The 18,663-nt window shown below is 39.2% G+C and carries 11 protein-coding genes and 1 pseudogene; 6 read left to right on the plus strand and 6 right to left on the minus strand.

From position 1 onward, the window contains the following. Window positions 1-142: 142 nt before the first annotated feature. From AC012T_RS16255 to AC012T_RS16270, 4 genes are all read left to right on the plus strand, one after another. The gene (locus AC012T_RS16255) at window positions 143-973 is read left to right on the plus strand and encodes a DNA adenine methylase (RefSeq protein ID WP_487059825.1); all 831 of its coding nucleotides are present in this window, start codon (window positions 143-145) and stop codon (window positions 971-973) included. Window positions 974-1,748: 775 nt separating this feature from the next. Further along, complete coding sequence (locus tag AC012T_RS16260; protein WP_487059826.1) at window positions 1,749-2,426, plus strand: hypothetical protein; 678 nt, start codon at window positions 1,749-1,751, stop codon at window positions 2,424-2,426. 44 nt (window positions 2,427-2,470) lie between these two features. Further along, entirely contained in the window at window positions 2,471-4,333 is a 1,863-nt protein-coding gene (locus AC012T_RS16265) for a P-loop NTPase fold protein (RefSeq protein WP_487059827.1), read from the plus strand. Window positions 4,334-4,335: 2 nt separating this feature from the next. Then, complete coding sequence (locus AC012T_RS16270; RefSeq protein ID WP_487059828.1) at window positions 4,336-5,799, plus strand: DUF1802 family protein; 1,464 nt, start codon at window positions 4,336-4,338, stop codon at window positions 5,797-5,799. Between the two features lie 47 nt (window positions 5,800-5,846). On the opposite strand, the pseudogene AC012T_RS16275 reads toward AC012T_RS16270, so the two are convergent. The 5 genes and pseudogenes from AC012T_RS16275 to AC012T_RS16295 all read right to left on the minus strand — a co-directional run. Beyond that, a pseudogene (locus AC012T_RS16275) lies at window positions 5,847-6,041 on the minus strand (type II toxin-antitoxin system ParD family antitoxin); the annotation flags it as partial. Window positions 6,042-6,126: 85 nt separating this feature from the next. Then, complete coding sequence (locus AC012T_RS16280) at window positions 6,127-6,438, minus strand: hypothetical protein (protein WP_487059829.1); 312 nt, start codon at window positions 6,436-6,438, stop codon at window positions 6,127-6,129. A gap of 135 nt (window positions 6,439-6,573) precedes the next feature. Further along, window positions 6,574-8,160, minus strand: a complete 1,587-nt coding sequence (locus AC012T_RS16285) for a glucose-6-phosphate isomerase (protein ID WP_487059830.1) — start codon at window positions 8,158-8,160, stop codon at window positions 6,574-6,576. 142 nt (window positions 8,161-8,302) lie between these two features. Then, window positions 8,303-9,592 (minus strand): sensor histidine kinase, encoded by a 1,290-nt coding sequence (locus AC012T_RS16290; RefSeq protein ID WP_487059831.1) that lies wholly within the window; start codon window positions 9,590-9,592, stop codon window positions 8,303-8,305. A 185-nt stretch (window positions 9,593-9,777) separates the two neighbouring features. Continuing rightward, on the minus strand, window positions 9,778-12,237 hold the full coding sequence (locus tag AC012T_RS16295) for an ATP-binding protein (RefSeq protein ID WP_487066632.1): 2,460 nt from the start codon (window positions 12,235-12,237) through the stop codon (window positions 9,778-9,780). 403 nt (window positions 12,238-12,640) lie between these two features. On the opposite strand from AC012T_RS16295, the gene AC012T_RS16300 reads away from it, so the two are divergent. Both AC012T_RS16300 and AC012T_RS16305 read left to right on the plus strand, forming a co-directional pair. Further along, window positions 12,641-13,960 (plus strand): IS4 family transposase, encoded by a 1,320-nt coding sequence (locus AC012T_RS16300; protein WP_487066390.1) that lies wholly within the window; start codon window positions 12,641-12,643, stop codon window positions 13,958-13,960. A gap of 50 nt (window positions 13,961-14,010) precedes the next feature. Next, entirely contained in the window at window positions 14,011-16,260 is a 2,250-nt protein-coding gene (locus tag AC012T_RS16305) for a PAS domain-containing protein (protein ID WP_487059832.1), read from the plus strand. 137 nt (window positions 16,261-16,397) lie between these two features. Here the strand turns inward: AC012T_RS16305 and AC012T_RS16310 are convergent, their stop codons facing one another. Next, window positions 16,398-18,557, minus strand: coding sequence for a S8 family serine peptidase (locus AC012T_RS16310; RefSeq protein ID WP_487059833.1), 2,160 nt, complete (start codon window positions 18,555-18,557; stop codon window positions 16,398-16,400). Window positions 18,558-18,663 lie beyond the last annotated feature (106 nt).

An 18,663-nucleotide genomic window follows, 5' to 3' on the forward strand; every position in this document is an offset into this window, starting at 1 on the left:
CGCGGGTGGGGTGTATTTCATGAGCTTGGGAATTGCTATATAATATTTTAGGTGCTACTTAAAAAGATTTTACATTAACTGTTGAAGTTATGCATTTTACAGAATTTATCAAAACCTAAAAATTCTACAATATTATTTCGTGATGATTAAAAGCCCTCTCCGTTATCCTGGTGGTAAATCAAGAGCAATTAAGCAAATATCTGCATATTTACCAGAAAGCTTTTCAGAATTTAGAGAACCTTTTGTTGGGGGTGGTTCTGTTTTTATTTACCTAAAACAAAAATCTCCTCAATTAAAGATTTGGATTAATGATTTAAACAAAGAATTATTTCTTTTTTGGTATTTAGCTCAATCTGATTTATCTAAATTAGTTGCCGAGATTCGTTATGTTAAAGAAAAATATCAAGATGGAAAATTATTATTTTTAGATTTAACTACAGTAGATGTTGATAATTTATCAGATTTAGAAAGAGCAGTACGCTTTTTTGTTCTCAATAGAATTACCTTTTCAGGAACTGTAGAATCAGGTGGTTTTTCTATGGAAGCCTTTCATACTAGGTTTACTGATTCATCTATAGATCGTTTAGAAAAGTTGGCAGATATTTTAACAGCAGATATAAGAATTACTAATTTAGATTACAGTCAAATATTAAATATAGAAGGCAAAGATATTGCCATATTTTTAGATCCTCCATATTTCAAAGCTGAAAAATCTAAATTATATGGAAAAAAAGGAAGCTTACATACTGGATTTAATCATGAAAGATTTGCTGATGATTTAAAATCATGTCCTCACAGGTGGTTAATTACTTACGACGATTCACCACAAATTCGAGATAATTTTCAATGGGCAAATATTTACGAATGGGAATTACAGTATGGGATGAACAATTATAAACAGCGTGGTGCTGCTAAGGGCAAAGAACTATTCATTAGTAATTATGAAATTAAACTCGATTTAGGAATAACCTAAAAGATAAAAATCTGATATAGCAGTTCTCTATATATAATTTTTATTATTTCCTCGTTCCCAGTCTCCGACTGGGAATGCATTCTTTGAGTCTCTGACTCAATGCCAGATTGGAGGCAACCTGAGTTCGGAGTTCGGAGACGCTACGCGAAGGGAGTTATGATTGTTTGAGACTCCTTCCGGGGGCGAGTTTTCCACAAATTATCTTATGTCGAACTCAGGTGAGGCAGAGCCTCAATGAGCAGCATTACCATGCAGAGCATGGGAATGAGATAAACGAGAGAACAATGAAAAATTAAACTTTTTTTGACTTGTGTGTACACCATAGGCAAGCGAGGAGGGAGCTATGATGTATTTCATTTAAATGCATACCGCTATATTATTTCTATTGGGCTGTTATCTTCATTATGAATTGAGTTTAGATTTCTGCTTTATAAGAGGATATTTTAAAAGTTATGGCTGAGGGATAATAAACTTGAGATCCTCCTAAATCCTCGTTAAAAAGGAGGACTTTGATTAAGTTATCCCCCAGACAATTAAGGTAAATCTCGATACAATACTAGACTTTAAAAACATCTTATTAAATAACTAATATCACACTTTTTTTGTATTATGTGATGGGTTAATTTGTAAATTACGTAAATTCTCGGTTGCTTTTTAGGTTGATAAATTGAGCTATTTGTGAGCAATATCTAGAAAATAAACAATATTTTTACTTTGACGCAATAAAAAATATAATCATTATTATAATAATTTTAGTTATTTAACACACACCATCATGAGTCCAAAACCAAAGGATTTACAGGTAAGTTACGCTAAAACACGCTTGCTGCTTGCGTTGTGGGATTTGGGAGCAAATCAGCAGAAAGTGGCTAGGGGTAAATTAAGCAAGCGGATAGCGTCTAAGGGTCAAAAAATGGCTGACTATGAGGGTATTTTAGAGGATTTGGAAGCACAGAGTGCGATCGCTATCTCCAAAAAAGGATCTTCAACTACTTATACTCTCACGTCACCAATAGGTTTAGAAGTATTGGGTGCGGGTTTGCGTAGTGGTGATTTTAAGTTTGAGGGAACTATCGTTGGTACTTGGGCTGCTAATGCGTTGTTGCGGTGGATAGCTCAAATTGATGTAGTTGCTGCGCCGGTTGCGTCAGGTAATGGGGTTAAAGCTGGGTTAATTGGTTCTTATGAAGAGTTTAAGTCTGTCGCGTTGGATGTTTATGACAAGTTGAATTATGAACATAACTTTAATAATTTAGTGCCTATTTATCGTATTAGAAGAGCTATAGGAGAACGAGTTAATCGTACAGAATTTAATGATTTTTTGCTAGAAATGCAAGCTGATGATATTTTCCAACTTCAAGGCGGAACGGTAGAAGACAATGCACGAGACAAAATAGAAGATTCTATTACTACAGAACTCAATGGATTACGTTGTTACGCCAAACGCCTTTAACATTAAACTTTCTTTAATTATTTACAAATTAACTTCACAAAGCCATGACTACTAATATATATGACCTTGATGAATTGATTAAAAACCAAAACCCATTTGCAGGGCATCTTGTTGTTAAACCGCAGCAAATATGGGGTAAAAGTTTTCCCGACGTACCCTCAATTAATGCTCATGCTTCTAATGCAGTTTTTGATGCAATTGAAAAAATCTGTAAAGGGCAGCGTACAACAGTAGGTATTACGATTACAGCCGAAAAAGGTCTAGGTAAAAGCCATCTTATTAGTCGAATCCGCCATCAATTGCAGGCAGAAGATAGTAGTTTATTTATTTACATGAGTAAATATGATAACTTAAATCAGATTAAATATGAATTTTTACAAAGTGTTGCTTCTAGCCTCCGAGCTTTTGGAAATCAAAAGGTAATGCAGTGGCAAGAAATCGCATCTTCTTTAATTAACGAAGCAAGAAAATGGAATCATGCACCACAAAAATATATTAGTAGTAAATTCTCAACTAAAGTAATTGAACAGTTGACAAAAGAAATTTTGTTAATCAAGCCTAATATTAACAATCCTTACATAGTTAAGGCAATTTTATGGACACTTTCTACAGATCATGTTGTTTATGCAAATCGCTGGCTATCCGGTTTAGAACTAACACCGGAAGAAGCTGAAGCAATGGGCTTGCCAAATCCAAAAAAAGAGGATAGAGAGATTGAATCCTTACGTAATGTTCGTCAGATTTTAGATATTACTAGCCATTATAGAGTTCCGGTAATTTGCTTCGATGAATTAGATAATGCAGACGTTGCTGATAATGGTTTGACAACAGCACAAGTTATTGGCAGCTTAGTTAAGGATTTATATAACAATATAAAAAGTGGTGTTTTCCTACTGGCAATGTATCCTGAAACTTGGAATGATCAAATTAGATTTTTGCCACAAGCTGAAGCAGCGATTGATAGATTAGTCAGTGAAAAAGCCGACAGACAACCAATTGAATTAAAATATCTCAATTCTGATGATATTGTTGCTATAGTTCAAAAATGGTTACAAGATTTTTATCAAGAGCATCAACAAACACCACCTCATCCTCTCTATCCATTTGATGAAAATAAACTCAGAGAGTTTGGTAAAGGTAAACCTACTATCAGAGTAATTTTAAATTGGTGTGTGGATAATTTTGCACCTAAGCCTAATGATCCACCAGTTACACCACTATCAGTTATTCCAATAGATCCCAATCCTGTTAAACCGTACTTTCAAAGTGAATTAGTACACTTAAAAAATTCTATAAATTCGCTGCTAGATGATGAATTAGAAATTTCTAAAGCTCTTAAATTTTCTTTTGAAAGATTAATAGGTGAAACCGTAGAAGGAGTAACAATTGAAAAAATTGAAGATATACCCCATGACGGTCATCTTGATTTTAAAATTGTTGGAAATCAACAAAAAATAAAAATTGGAGTGGATGTTGTACAACAATCAGGAGGTGTTGGTGTTACAGCAGCTTTGGGTAAACTAATTGAATACAAAAGATTTGATTTAACTCGTGGTTGCTTGGTACGTTCAAAAGAAATTGCTTCTGCTGCTAAATTAGCTAGAGAAAATTTGAGAATTCTTTTGAAAGAAAAAGGTGGAGAGTGGGTAAGCTTACAAAGTCAAGATATTAAACCTCTTTTAGCTATAGTTTATGTTTGGGAAAATCGTGACAGCTACGAATTAACAGAGGAGCAGATTTTTGAATTTATTAAACAGAAACAAATTGCCATCAAAAATCCTCTAATTCGAGAAATTTTGAGTGATCCTTCTGGACAAGAACCTACTAACTTAACAGATGATGGATTACCTATTAGTATTCCTCAAAGTGCTGGAAATACTGAGAATATCAACATAAACGCTAAATAAAAATGAATCAGTCGTTTTCACTTCCAACAGCATTGTGTTTACCTATTCCTGATATTGAAGCTTTAATACAGGGACGAACAATTGCAGCTTTACCCAGGATGTTTCTTCGTCCTGGTCAAAGATGTTCTCTTTATCCTGTTGATACTTCAACAATTCCTCTTTCAATTCAGCAATACTACCGTACGAATTTTTTACCCACTGCTCAAACTGCTATCAAGCAAATTAATTCTGATAAAGTCTTAATTAAAGCTTGGGTTAGATGCGAACTTTGCCAAATTCTAGATAAAACTAAACCTTTAGATGTTTTATCTCAATTAACAATCTGGACACCAGAAGCATTTGAGGCAATAATACAGAAACATGAAAATATTTTTCTGGCTTATTTGCGCGTTTATCATTTACCTCAGTTTGCTGAAGTTCCAGTTAATCCAAATATTCAAGATAAACTAGGTAAATTTGTGAGTTTACCTAATATTAGTGGTTCTGAAACTCAACCTGTATTAAGTGATCAAATATTTTCTCAACGTAAACGTCAATTAGAAAATCTAGAACCTTCTCAAAATCGTGAATTAGAAGAATTGCAAAGTGAATTATCACAAATAGCTAACATCAACCCAGCAGCACAGCAATTAGAAAATGAAATTCAAGTATTTTTAGGTTGGAGTAATAAAAAAACTAAAAATACGGTAAATTCTGATTTATCTTGGATAAAAACAATTACATCTTTAGGAGATAGAAGCATAGAAAAAAATGAGAAAAAAAGTAATTACCACGCAGGTACAGATTTTGAAATTATTACGCGCAAAAGCCTTGATTTTTTAGGATTTAAAGTGGAGGAAGATTATAAAGGTGGTGCTGGAGGTTTAGATTTATATTGTTCACAACCTTATCCTCTTGTTTGCGAATGTAAAGCAGGTAAAAGTATTCCTGATAATGCAACAGAAGAATTATTTAGGATTGCGAAAAGACATCTTAAAGAAAATTATGATCAAGCTATGCGTTTGATTATTGGACCCAGTGAACCTACTAAAAATCTGAAAGAATCTGCTCAAATATCAAAAATCAGTATCATCAAAACTATGACATTACAAAAATTAGTAGAACTAAAAGCAAAATATCCAGGTGCAATAAATTTAATTGAATTAAAACAATACTTAGAACCGGGACAAATAGACGATAAAATTAACGAATATATTAATAAAATAGAAAAAGACATAAAATTGCGTTCTCATATTATCCAACTGGTAAAAAACTATCTACAAAACTCAGGAATAGAATCTGCTGGAGTTGACACTTTACATGGTGCATATTTTGGTTCAAATCCACCACAACCATTAAAACCAGGAGAAATGTATGAAATTTTAATAGAACTATCATCACCCCTAACGGGATATTTAGGAAGAATTAAATTAAGTGATCGGAAAAACGATAAATTTTACTACTTACGCGACTTACTAATTAATTAAAAATCACTCTTTACTCATCTTGCTTCTGGAAGAAATAATATGCTGTTTCATCCTTGCATTTCTCTGGCTTTACGCAACTTATCCCGCAACTGTTCAATCACAACTTCCCCGTCAATACCTTCCCCTCTGTCTAATTGTTCAATAGCAACCTCAACCTTTTCTCGTGTTTCTTCAACCCAAAGCTGATAACCTTTTTCCCACTGCAAAAGCAACTTCAAAGCTTTACTAATTACTTCTTCAGGACATCTACAGGTAAACTTAAGCCATCATTAGTAACTAACTCAATTTCAAAAAATAGCTTCCCATTTTCACCAAATGTACCCTGAATCATATTCTGCCAGTTGCTCCAAATTCATTTAAGCAAAAAACACAATGATCATCATTTGGGTATTTTTCACGGGCTTTTTTATGAGCAATGTCTATATCTTGATCAATCAAGTAATCACCACTATTTAACTCAATAGCAATATACCAACCATAGTGTTCTTTAATCAACTCAGGACGTACTCTTTCAAAAATCGCCCGATAACGCTGATACTCTGCTTCATTTTCAGCTTTACGTTTAGCTAGTTCTTCTGGTGATAAAGTCAATTCAGGAAAAATTCTTCCTCTTCTTCTTTGTGGTTCTGACGTTAACATATTTGTAACCTCGCTTTTTACAACTATGTTAATAATAACAAATAATTATCTCAACATCAAAATTATACAAAAAACAAAATCCCCGACTTCTTGAAGAAATCGAGGATTTGAATCAATTAAAACAGAAGGCTTTATTTAACCGAGAGAAACAGTTAAACTTCCTGGTTTAGCTAAATCTCCAGTTAACACCACACCACGATTATTAGCGTGTAAATGACGGAGAATTTTGTAAATTGCTTCAACTTCATTAGCAACGCCGGCTTTATCAGCAACTTCAGTAATAGAAAGTGCTTTCTTCTCTTTTGCCAAAACTTCCAAAACTCGTTTTTGTAAATCGAGAATGACAGCGGCAGCTTTTTTACCGGCTTCTACACCTGGTTGGTGATAAGCGTTGACATTTACTAAACTGGCATATAAACCTACAGCCCGTTCATACAATGCAATTAACGCGCCAACTGTGCGAGCATTAACTTGAGGAATGCTGACTGTAATGGAATCGCGGTTATTTTCATACAGTGCTTGACGTGTTCCTAATAAGAAGCCAGAGAGATAATCACCAGATGTAACACCAGGATCAACTTCTGTGGATTGTCCTTGACGATCTTCTAAAACTTCTATCAAGGTTGCAAAGAAATTAGGCACACCTTCCCGCAACTGCTGTACATAGGCGTGTTGGTCGGTTGAACCTTTGTTACCATAAACGGCAATACCTTGATAAACGGTTTTTCCGTCTAAGTCTTTTTCTTTACCCAAAGATTCCATTACCAGTTGTTGCAAATAGCGGCTAAATAGTAACAAGCTGTCTTTGTAAGGGAGGACAACCATATCTTTTTCGCCTTTGCCATTTCCAGAGAAATACCAAGCGATCGCTAATAAAGCCGCTGGGTTATTCTTGAGATCAGGGACGCGGGTGGCATCATCCATTTCTTTGGCACCATCTAGCATGGCACGGACATCAATGCCCTGTAATGCCGCAGGTACTAGCCCTACAGCGGACATTTCTGAGGTACGTCCACCCACCCAGTCATACATGGTGAACCGGGCTAACCAATTTTCTGATTTTGCGACTTTATCGAGGTTGCTATCTACGCCGGTAATAGCGATCGCATATTTAGAAAAATCTAAATTTTGGGCAGTATAGGCTTTTTTCACCTCAATCATGCCGTTGCGGGGTTCAGGAGTTCCCCCAGATTTGGAAATTACCAATACCAGAGTACTGGCAAGGCGATCTTTGAGTTGGGAGAGAGTGCGATCGATTCCGGCAGGATCGGAATTGTCGATAAAGTGAATATTTAGTGGGGGAAAATCAGGGGAAAGGGCTTCAGCTACAAATTGGGGCCCCAAAGCTGAACCACCAATACCGATGGAAATAATATCTGTGAAGCGGCTTTCCTTAGGGGGATGAATCGCACCAGTGTGTACCTGATCTGCAAAAGCTTCGATTTGTTCTAAGGTTTGGACTATTTCTTGGGTCAGTTCTGGTGTCGGTGCTAAATCTGGATTCCGCAACCAGTAATGTCCTACCATGCGGTTTTCATCTGGATTTGCGATCGCACCTTTTTCCAGTTCTACCATATCGGCAAACGCTTTATCAAACTTCGGCTGCAACGATTTCACAAAGGCATCATCGAACCGCATCCGGCTAATATCTAGATACAGTCCTAATCCCTCGTGGAAATATAACCAATCTTGGTATCGTTGCCAAAGTGCCTTAGCATCCATAAGAGGGAAATCTCAAATATATTGTTGTCAAACTCCAGTTTAATGTATGGTTCTGGCGATCCCTGCTTTGTCTTATACAGTTTCTAATCGGCAAGGGGAAGACTAAGTTTTTCAGCATAACTGGAATTTTGCCATCTTTAATTTATCTCGGCTCCATAGCAAGTTCAATGATAAATTCTGTACCCTCACCTATAACAGAGTTACAATGCAATCTTCCACCGTGAGTTTCCTCGACAATTTGCTTTGCTATAGCCAACCCCAATCCTGTGCCTTTGCCAACGGCTTTGGTGGTATATAAATGGTCGAATATAGAGGTTCTCACTTCTTCGGGCATACCGGGTCCATTATCAGCGATCGCAATCTTGACCCAATCTCCCTCTACTTTCGTGCCAATATGAATCCGATTGGCATGAGCTGGAATTTCGGCAAAACCGCATCCAGCATTGGACTCCTCTAGGGCATCAATAGCATTGGCCAGAATATTCATAAATACCTGATTGATCTGCCCGGAGAAACACAGAATTTTGGGAATCGGGCCATAGTCGGTGACGACTTCGATGGCAGGACGGTGTTCGTTAGCTTTGAGGCGATGACGTAAAATTAATACAGTGCTATCAATACCATCATGCAGATTAAAATATTGTTTGGTATTGTGGTCAGCACGAGAAAAAATCCGCAGACTTTGGCTGATAGAGATGATGCGATCGCCTCCATCTTTCATGGCACGAATTAGTTTTGGTAAATCTTCTCGAATGTAATCTAGGTCAACAGCTTTCAGTTCATCTTCTATTTCTGCATCGGGTTCAGGGAATTTCCGATTGTAGAGATCGATAATACCTAACAAGTCATGAATATAATCTTGCACCGCATCGACATTGCCAACAATTGCACCGAGAGGATTATTGATTTCATGGGCAACCCCAGCAACTAGATTACCGAGGGCTGACATTTTTTCCTTTTGAATCACTTGCAGTTGAGAAGCTTCTAGTTCTGCTGCTTTTTGGGCAACTTGGGCAGCGAGGGTGCGGGTGAGGTGAGACAGTTGCAAATGGGTACTAACTCTTGCCAGAACTTCTTTTTCATAGAAGGGTTTGACTATATAATCTACCGCCCCTAGTTCCAATGCCTTAACTTTGCTTTCACTATCCGAAAGGGCAGTCATAAAAATGATGGGAATGTGGCAGGTGCGTTCATTAGCTTTCAGCCTTCGGCAAGTTTCAAATCCATCAATGCCAGGCATCATCACATCTAATAAAATCAAGTCGGGGAGATAGCGTTCAACCTGTTGTAGTGCGCGATCGCCACTGATGGCTATAGCTACATCAAAGCCTGCATCGCTCAGGGTATCTGAAATTACTTCTAGATTGGTAAGTGTATCATCAACAATTAAAACTAAACCTGTGATGGTAGATATTGGCGGTATATACATCATTTTATAAATGTGGATATGAATGAAATTGCAGCAGCAGATCCTTAGAGGTTGTTTGAAAAGTCTCCTTCCATGTCATGCTGAGGAACGTAGCATCTCAGTATGTGGGCTAAACTCCAGATTCTTCGTTGCGTAAGACTCCACTGAGAATGACAAATTATACGTCCCTAAACTTTTCAAACATACTCTTAGGAGAGATACTCCTGAATAAATTTTTCTAGTTGTTGGCTTTGGAATTGTTTTGCCAGTTGGATGATCTTCTGAGTGAAAGGTTGGTAGCGATCGCTCTCTTGCCCCAGTTGTTCTGCGGCTGTAATCAGCTTTTTCAATCGCCCCTCTTGCGCGAGTTCTAACCAAGCCTGAAGATCAGCTTGGGGAGGTGGAATTAGTTCTGTTGATGGCTGCTGATCTGAGGATTGATCGGAGATGTCTTCAGTTTTCCAAGTTAGTTGGAGATGTTTTTCCAACAGTCCGAATAAATCATTTACTTGCACTGGTTTGGCGAGGAAATCATCACCACCAGCATCAATACTCATTTGTTGATCAATTTGGGCAACAGAGGCAGAAGAGACAAGAACTTTGAGTGATTGCAGTTCTTCCTGTTCCCGAATCTTTCGCAGCATCTCAAAACCATCCATCACAGGCATAACCAAGTCAGTAATGACTAAATCGGGGAGATGTTGCTGGAGTTGATCTAAACCAGCTTGTCCGTGTTCGGCTTCGGTGATATTGAACCCTAGAGGCTCTAGCAGATTCAGCAAGACGGCGCGATTTTCCCAGCGATCGTCTACGACCAAAATATGGCGTTGTGAGCCTTCGTAGCCAATAATATTACCCACAGATGCGGTCTGCTGTTGACTCCAGTCACTTACTAAGGGCAGGATGATCTCAAAGGAGAATTCACTACCCACTCCTAACTGACTTTTGACCTGAATCTTTCCACCCATTAACTGTACAAGCTGTTGGCTAATGGCTAATCCTAGTCCCGTGCCTTCTACTTTGCGCTTCTGCTCCCCCACTTGTTCAAATGTTTGGAAGAGTTTGTTGATATCTGCTGGCGCAATCCCCACACCAGTATCGGTAATAGTAACGCACAGTTGGGCAGTGCGATTGGATTCCAGCCCAATTCGTTGAACTCGTAAGGTAACACTACCGCGATCGGTAAACTTAATAGCGTTACCAAGTAGGTTAATCAATACTTGGCGCAGACGTTTTTCATCCGCACTAATACCTAGGGGCAAATCGGCATCAGGTTCGTAGTGAAACTCAACGCCTTTCTGCTGCGCCCGAATATGGCAAATTTCCACAACACCTTGCAGAAAAGACGGCAAGTGGAAAGCTTGAGGGGCAAGTTCCAGTTTACGAGCTTCAATTTTGGAGAGATCCAAAATGTCATTGATCAGTGTGAGCAGATGAGAGCCACACTGGTGGATAATGTTGACTCCTTGACGTTCTTTGTCAGGCAAGGCTTTGGAACGTCCCAAAATTTGGGCATAGCCGAGAATCCCATTCAACGGTGTGCGAAGTTCGTGACTCATGTTGGCGAGAAATTCACTTTTGGCATTGTTGGCGCTATCAGAAATTTCCTTGGCTGCATCTGCTAAAGCTTTTGATTTTTTGAGTTGGGCTTGTTCCGCAGATTGGAAATAGACCAACACCCCAATTAGTATTCCCGCTAAAGCTAAGATTGCCAAAGCGATCATATCTAGGAGTTTGAGTTGAGATTCAATATTGTCACGGGGAATGACCAGTGCTACTGACCAGTTAGCTTCTTTGAGCGGGAGAAATGCCACATATTTGATGGTGTTGTCAATGTTGACTAATTCAATCCCCTGTTGCTTATTTACCATCTTTTGAGCGATCGCCGCTAAACCTCGATCAGCAGCCTCAACCAATTTCAGCCCCGGCTTTTCAATCGTGGTCATGAAGTCGGGGTTAGGATGTATAATCGCTTGTCCGGCAGAGTTGAGCGTAAAAGCATAGCTATTGTTACCGTATTTGAGTGTCTCTGTGACATACTTGATGCGATTAACGGAAACACTTCCATGCACTACACCGATGGGGGAACTTGATGGATTTCCATCTCTGCGAATGGGGGACGATATTGGTACTGATGACACACCATTCGCTCTGGCAATCATGGGATCACCAACATGGACATACCCGGCAATCGACCTTTGAAACCAGCGTCTATCCGTAACACTTGCCCGCTTACTGTTCGGAACTGTACTCTCTCGCCATCCATCTGGTGTAGTTAAACCAAAGAGGGAAAAATCTTCAATTCGTTGGTCTTCTGCCTTTAAATATTTACTGGCGATCAACCAATCCACTGAGCGCACTACATCCGTGTTTGCCAACATATCAACTCTCACTTTGAGAATTGCTAGCCAGTGATCAATCTCATCTCGACTCTGTTTCACTTCTGACAGCACTTGATTCTTGAGACTGGCTAACATGATACTTCGCACAGTCTGATAGCTGAAATAAGCACCTACAACTACAAATAAAGTAGTGCCACCCACAATTACCTTAGCTAATAGGCTGCGCGAAGGTTTCCCAGAGTTTATGCTAAGGGATGAAGGCAAATCATCGACAGGTTTTTTTGCTGATGGGAAAGACTGCCAGAACGAGAATACGGACATAGACATCTCTGAAAATAGATTCAAAATTGATAATTTATGATACCCATTTGTATAAGGAATATGACCAAGACTCAGTAAACCAAAAAGTTTTCCCGAAGAGCGATTCCTACGACGCGCCAACGCTGTTTTTTAGATGCTCGGAGGGTTTTTGTCAGTTCGTTGTTTATCCTATGAAGCAGGATGTATACTGGACAGAATAGTAACGATGGCAGTACGAGTAATAATACTTTAATAAGGGCAAATGCTATTAAATCTAATAAGCTGTTACGCATCTAAATTAGATAATCCTAAAATGCTTAAATCCTGTGGGGTGGGCATCTTGCCATTGGTGTCAAGTTAAGAAAAATGGATTTGTGTCAAGAGTGGGAAATAAATGGTAAAAGTCAACACAGGGGTGTTGAAAAGAGCCATGAGTAAACCAAGGAAAAAACAAGGGAATCCAGACTTTCGCCATCAAGTTAGCGTACCTGCTCCAGCTAGTGAAGAAATAGAATCACGGTTGATTGGGCTATTAAGTCCAGGGACATTTGCCAACCTCAAAGGGGTAAAAGACAAAGAGCGAAGCTTGCGCTCAAGAGTATTAACCCTACCAGTAATGGCAGCAATAATACTGAGTCTAGTATATCGACAAGTACAACACTTAACAGATGTATTGCGCTGCCTAGAAGTAGAAGGATTAATGTGGGTAGAGGCAACAAAAGTCAGCAAGCAAGCTCTGTCCCAAAGACTCAACAGTTTACCGGCGCATCTATTTGCCAAGATGTTTGAGCAAGTAGTAGAACGTCTAGCAGCAAAAAGGAATGCAAAAGAATTAGCTCCAGCCTGGGCATCAGTGGCGCAGAGATTTTCCGCCATTTGGATTTGTGATGCCTCAACACTCGAAGCCATGAAAAAGCACTTCGGACAATTGCAAGAAAAAACAGGTTCAGTGTTGGCAGGAAAAATGCTGATGGTAGTAGAAGCTTTCACTCATATTCCTGTAGCAGTTTGGTATGATGCTGATGCCAAGCGGAATGAGACTCGTTGGTGGCAAGCATTGTTAGAACTTTTACCTGATGGTGGTTTACTCATAGTAGACATGGGATTTTATGGTTTTGAGTGGTTTGATTCTCTAACTGCTGCCGGCAAGTATGTTCTCACGCGCCAAAAGGAAAAGGTTAGATATAAGGTAGTGCGTGTACTTTCTAGCGGCTCTCACTACAGGGATGAAATTATTCAAATGGGATTGCATCATACCAACCCATGTCGCTATCCCATGCGCCAAGTATCCGTATTATGGGGTAAGACTTGGTATCATTATTTGACTAATGTTCTTGACCCACAACAGCTTTCACCACAGGAGGTTTGTGATTTATACCGCCGACGTTGGCGAATTGAGGACGCATTTTTATTGACTAAGCGTTTATTGGGCTTGTCCTATTTGTGGGTTGGTGGCACTAATGGTGTACAGATGCAAATATATGCTACCTGGATTTTCTACGCTGTCCTCAATGACTTGTGTGCTGATGTCGCTATTGCTTTACAACAACCTTTAGAACGCATTTCTGTGGAAATGGTTTTTCGCAGTTTATATTTTTTCCACCGCGCACTTTTACTCGCTCCTGATTTGCAACTTATTCCTTGGCTTGTCGAACATCATCGTTCTATGGGTTTAGTCAAGGCCGTCCGTCAACGTCACCGACGAACGGCTGCTCGCTCTCTTGACATTTGGGCTGATGCCTTAACTTGACACCAATGGCAAGATGCCCAGACTTATACAAATTAAATACACAACAGCTTATGACTCAGTTTTCCCAAACGCCTGAAATACCCACAAATGAAGTCAATGCCCTCAAGCAAGAAATAAGCACCTTACAGCAACGGGTCGCTCAATTAGAACAGGAGTTGGCACATTTACGAAACTCTGAGTCAAATCACAGCCCAGCCAGCCAATATCAAGACACAGATCAAAAAAGCGATCAACTTATTGAAACAGAACTCCCAGAAAAAACCAATCTCCTACAACTCATTCTCAATAGTATGAGTGATGCAGTGGTCGTCACCGATACAAACGGAAAATTTCTCTTTAACTCAGCTGCTGTAAAAATGTATGGTAGCGGTGCTACAGATATCCAACCAGAGGAATGGTCACAGCATTATGGACTCTTTCTCCCAGATCAAATTACCCCCTTTCCAACAGCAGAAATTCCCCTAGTACGCAGCTTAAAAGGCGAAATTTTTGATAATGTTGAAGTATTTAGCCGACACCCGCAAGCACCAGAGGGAATCTGGACAAATATTAGTGGCAGACCCATCAAAGATGACAATGGCGAAATCAAAGGAGGTGTCGTTGTTTGCCGGAACGTCACAGAACGCAAACAGGTAGAAGAAAAGTTGCGTCAACGAGAAGACTTTCTGCAAACCATTTACGCAACAGTAGAACTGGGCATTTTTGTAGTAGATGTCACAGAAACAGGTGAATTTCGCCTCTTTGCTTTCAATCCATTAATTGAACAAATAATCGGTCTGACCACTGAACAAATCCAAGGAAAAACTCTAGTTGAAGCATTCGGAAAAGTCGCCAGTATCGGCTTTGAACAGAACTATCGGCGGTGTATCAAAGCAGGAACTTCCATCTCCTACGAAGAATCAGTCCACTTTGGCCAAGAAATACAATGGTTTTTGACAACACTCTCTCCCTTGAAAAATGCCCAAGGTGAAATTTATCGGATTATTGGCACTAGCCTGGAAATAACAGACCGTAAGCACGCAGAAAAAGAATTACTAGAAACCAAAAATCTCTATCAACAAATCCTCGATTCCATACCAGATTTTGTCCTTTGTAAAGGTGCAGAATCACGCATTGTTTATGCTAACAAAGCTTTTCGTGATTACTACGGCATGACCCTGGCACAACTCCAGACAATTATAGATGCTCCATTTAATAATCCCGATTACACACAGCAATATATTAAAGATGATGCCTATGTTTTCAATACAGGCGAAACCCTCATCATAGAAGAAAAAATCACTCGCTATGATGGATTAGTTCATACTTTCAGCACCATCAAAAATGCCATTTTTGATACCGAAGGGTCTGTAACTCAAACTGTAGGTATCTCGCGGGATATAACTGACCGTAAACAAGCTGATGCAGCATTAAAACAGAAGACAAATCAACTAGAGCAAGCTTTAATAGAACTGCAACAAACCCAACTGCAAATGATTCAGAGTGAAAAAATGTCGAGTTTGGGGCAAATGGTAGCAGGTGTAGCTCACGAAATTAATAATCCCGTTAACTTTATTCACGGTAATCTCAGTCATATTGAGGAATATACCCAAGATTTATTACGTCTGATAAATCTATATCAGCAAAACTATCCCGAACCATCACTAGAAATTCAGCAAGAAATCGCAGCAATTGATCTAGAATTTCTGACTGGAGATATTGCAAAAGTTCTCCAATCTATGCTCATAGGTACTAAACGGATTCGGGAAATTGTTCTTTCTCTACGTAATTTCTCACGCTTAGATGAATCCGAAGTTAAAAATGTAAATCTGCATGAAGGAATTGATAGTACCATTACTATTCTACATAACCGCATGAAAGCCACCTCGGAACGTGCAAAAATTCAACTGATTAAAAATTATGGTAATTTACCTTTGGTAGAATGCTATGCTGGGCAATTGAATCAGGTGTTTATGAATATTATTAGTAATGCTATTGATGCTATAGAACAAAAAAATAGTAATTGTCATCATCAACAAGTTGTCAATGAACCCAATTGCATTACAATTTCTACAGAAATCACTAGTCAAAATCAAATCAAAATTATCATTGCTGATAATGGAATGGGAATACCCGAATCACTCAAAAACCGTATCTTTGACCCTTTCTACACAACTAAATCTGTGGGTAAAGGAACTGGACTAGGACTTTCGATTAGCTATCAAATTATCACAGAAAAACATAATGGCTTGCTAGAGTGCTTTTCTACTGAAGGCAAGGGAACGCAGTTTATAATTCAAATTCCCACTAAAATCAGATAGCTTTTTCAGCTTGAGTAAGTTAACGTGAGTTCGGTGTTTCTCCTTAGGAGACGCTACGCGAACGGAGTTATGATTTTTAAGAGCGAGAGAATAAAGGTTTGAAACTCCTACTGGGGGCGAGTTTTCCACAAATTATCTTATGTCGAACTCAGGTGATATCCGATCACTAATTCCCAACTATTGAGTTTACCCACATCTTGAGGCGAATAATCAATAACTTGTAATTGCCAATTTCCCTTAGCTGGGAGGGATAACAATTGTTTAAGAACGGGATGCGATCGCACAACATAAGTCCTATTCAACAGAGTCTGTCTGCCCAGAGTCCGACTTTGCAACAAAACTTGCTGATTATTGGGTGCAATTAAATAAACTTCTAAATCCCCTAAAAAATCATGGGTGATATTCACCTTCACCTGAATATCTGCAACAGTGACATTTTCATTAAGAGCGATGCCTTCGGCAAGCACAGCTATCGCACTTCTAATTCCCTTTGTGTCATAATCAGGAATCCAAACTTGGCTTTTATTCTCAACTCGGACTTCTTTACTAGGACTTAATACCACTGTACGCAACTGCTGTGCCACCCGTACAGCCTTAGCCGCATTCACCTTACCATAACCAAACCATAGGCAATGACCATTACTATCATAAGTTCCCCCACGCAAACCCAATTGCGGGTCAGCCTCAGGATCAACAATCTTATCAGTAGTTTCTTGTAAAATGCGGTGGACTTGTTGAGCCGTCAAATCAGCATTAGCTGACAAAATCAACGCCGCCACCCCAGCCACTACCGGAGTCGCACTAGAAGTACCACCAAAATTATTGGTAAAATTACCTTGATTATAGCCAGCACTTCCCAACTGGTCAGTTGTGAAAATTCCTAACCCCGAAAGAGAAGAAGTAATTGTCGGTTGTGTATAGACAAAACCAGTTTCCTGAAACCACATCCCCGGTGGCGCATTATTACTAGGCGCACACACAGAAATATTAGCACCCCAATTACTATAAGCAGCTTTCTTATTCAAACTCGTAGAAGCCGACACAGCAATTACATCTGGATGAATAGCAAAACCACTCAACCAATTCGTCTTACCCGCTAATATATTTTTCGGCCAATTCTGCTCATTTACAGTCCCACTAATTGGGCGATTAGCATTACCTGCCGCAAATATAATTACACATCCTTTACCATTACGTCCCTTAGTCGCAGCGCGTGTGATAGCCGCCTTTTGGCGCAAAGACAAAGGGAAATAAACAGCAGAAGCACCCCAGCTACAAGAAATTACACTCGCACCCTGATCAATCGCCCAATTAAATATATCCTCAATTGATTCATCATCCAAAAACCCAGTCGTGCGAATTGGCATTAATGCACAACCAGGAGCAACCCCCACAATTCCCGTACCATTTTCTTCAGCCACAGCCAGTCCCGCGCAAGCAGTACCGTGACTAGTTTCCTTCTCATCCGGTAAAGGTATAAAATCATTTTCTTTCAAATCTTTAGGAGCAACAACTTTACCCATACCTTGAAAATCTGGGTGATTCAAATCAAAAGAATCATCCACCACCGCCACAACTACAGAACGCACACCACGAGTAATATCCCAAGCTTGTTCCACAGAAATATGAGAACCCACACCCAACTGATTACCACTATTGTGGTTGAGATACCACTGTTGGGAATAGAGAGAATCATTGGGTTTATAATTTGGTTCCTGCTGGATAAAAATATTCGGTTCCGCTGCTAAAACTTCTGGGAATGCTTGCAACTGGTTAGTAATCTTGATCGGATTTTCTGTTGCTTGTTTGCTAATGAGAAATACAAACGTGTTAGGTATTCCTAATACTTGTTGATATTCAATTAAACTGAAAGTATTAGCTATATTATTAATCTTAGCAAAGTCTACCCAAGTAGCAAATTGAATTGTAATTTGGTCACTTAGATAAACGTAAGTGCCTGGATTATCTTTAAATTTATAAACATGACTAGCAAAAGCAACATTTTCGTCAGCCCGTGCTTGAGACATGGCCACCTCTAGCTGACCGGGTTCAACAGCGAATAATTCCAGTTTTGCTCTAGGAATAGAGTGCCGCCAAACACCCCAAGAAAACTGAGATAATTGCTCAGGCAGAAAGTCCGCAGTTGGACGAACGGTGAAGCGATATAGAACTTTTTCTAAAATTAACTCTTCACCACCGCGTTGTAAAACCACACCCAGACTGCTGGCGGGTACACCTGTGGGTTGAGAATCAGAAGAACTGATGCTTTGGGGTAGCCTACCGTAGGTATCGCTCATAAAGAATATTTTCGTGAATATACAGGGGGCAGGGAACTCTCTTCAACCAATTTCTAGTCTAAATCAGAGAAACTTGTTCTATAGTTTTCCTGTATCTGAGACACAA

This window comes from Anabaena sp. EIM26 (assembly GCF_057568715.1).

What these genes read in the sequence shown, in the direction of transcription:
- AC012T_RS16300 (WP_487066390.1), top strand. Translation starts at nt 12,641, where the DNA reads ATGAGTAAACCAAGGAAAAAACAAGGGAATCCAGACTTTCGCCATCAA.
- AC012T_RS16310 (WP_487059833.1), bottom strand. Translation starts at nt 18,557, where the DNA reads ATGAGCGATACCTACGGTAGGCTACCCCAAAGCATCAGTTCTTCTGAT.
- AC012T_RS16295 (WP_487066632.1), bottom strand. Translation starts at nt 12,237, where the DNA reads ATGTCTATGTCCGTATTCTCGTTCTGGCAGTCTTTCCCATCAGCAAAA.
- AC012T_RS16285 (WP_487059830.1), bottom strand. Translation starts at nt 8,160, where the DNA reads ATGGATGCTAAGGCACTTTGGCAACGATACCAAGATTGGTTATATTTC.
- AC012T_RS16260 (WP_487059826.1), top strand. Translation starts at nt 1,749, where the DNA reads ATGAGTCCAAAACCAAAGGATTTACAGGTAAGTTACGCTAAAACACGC.
- AC012T_RS16305 (WP_487059832.1), top strand. Translation starts at nt 14,011, where the DNA reads ATGACTCAGTTTTCCCAAACGCCTGAAATACCCACAAATGAAGTCAAT.
- AC012T_RS16280 (WP_487059829.1), bottom strand. Translation starts at nt 6,438, where the DNA reads ATGTTAACGTCAGAACCACAAAGAAGAAGAGGAAGAATTTTTCCTGAA.
- AC012T_RS16255 (WP_487059825.1), top strand. Translation starts at nt 143, where the DNA reads ATGATTAAAAGCCCTCTCCGTTATCCTGGTGGTAAATCAAGAGCAATT.
- AC012T_RS16265 (WP_487059827.1), top strand. Translation starts at nt 2,471, where the DNA reads ATGACTACTAATATATATGACCTTGATGAATTGATTAAAAACCAAAAC.
- AC012T_RS16270 (WP_487059828.1), top strand. Translation starts at nt 4,336, where the DNA reads ATGAATCAGTCGTTTTCACTTCCAACAGCATTGTGTTTACCTATTCCT.
- AC012T_RS16290 (WP_487059831.1), bottom strand. Translation starts at nt 9,592, where the DNA reads ATGATGTATATACCGCCAATATCTACCATCACAGGTTTAGTTTTAATT.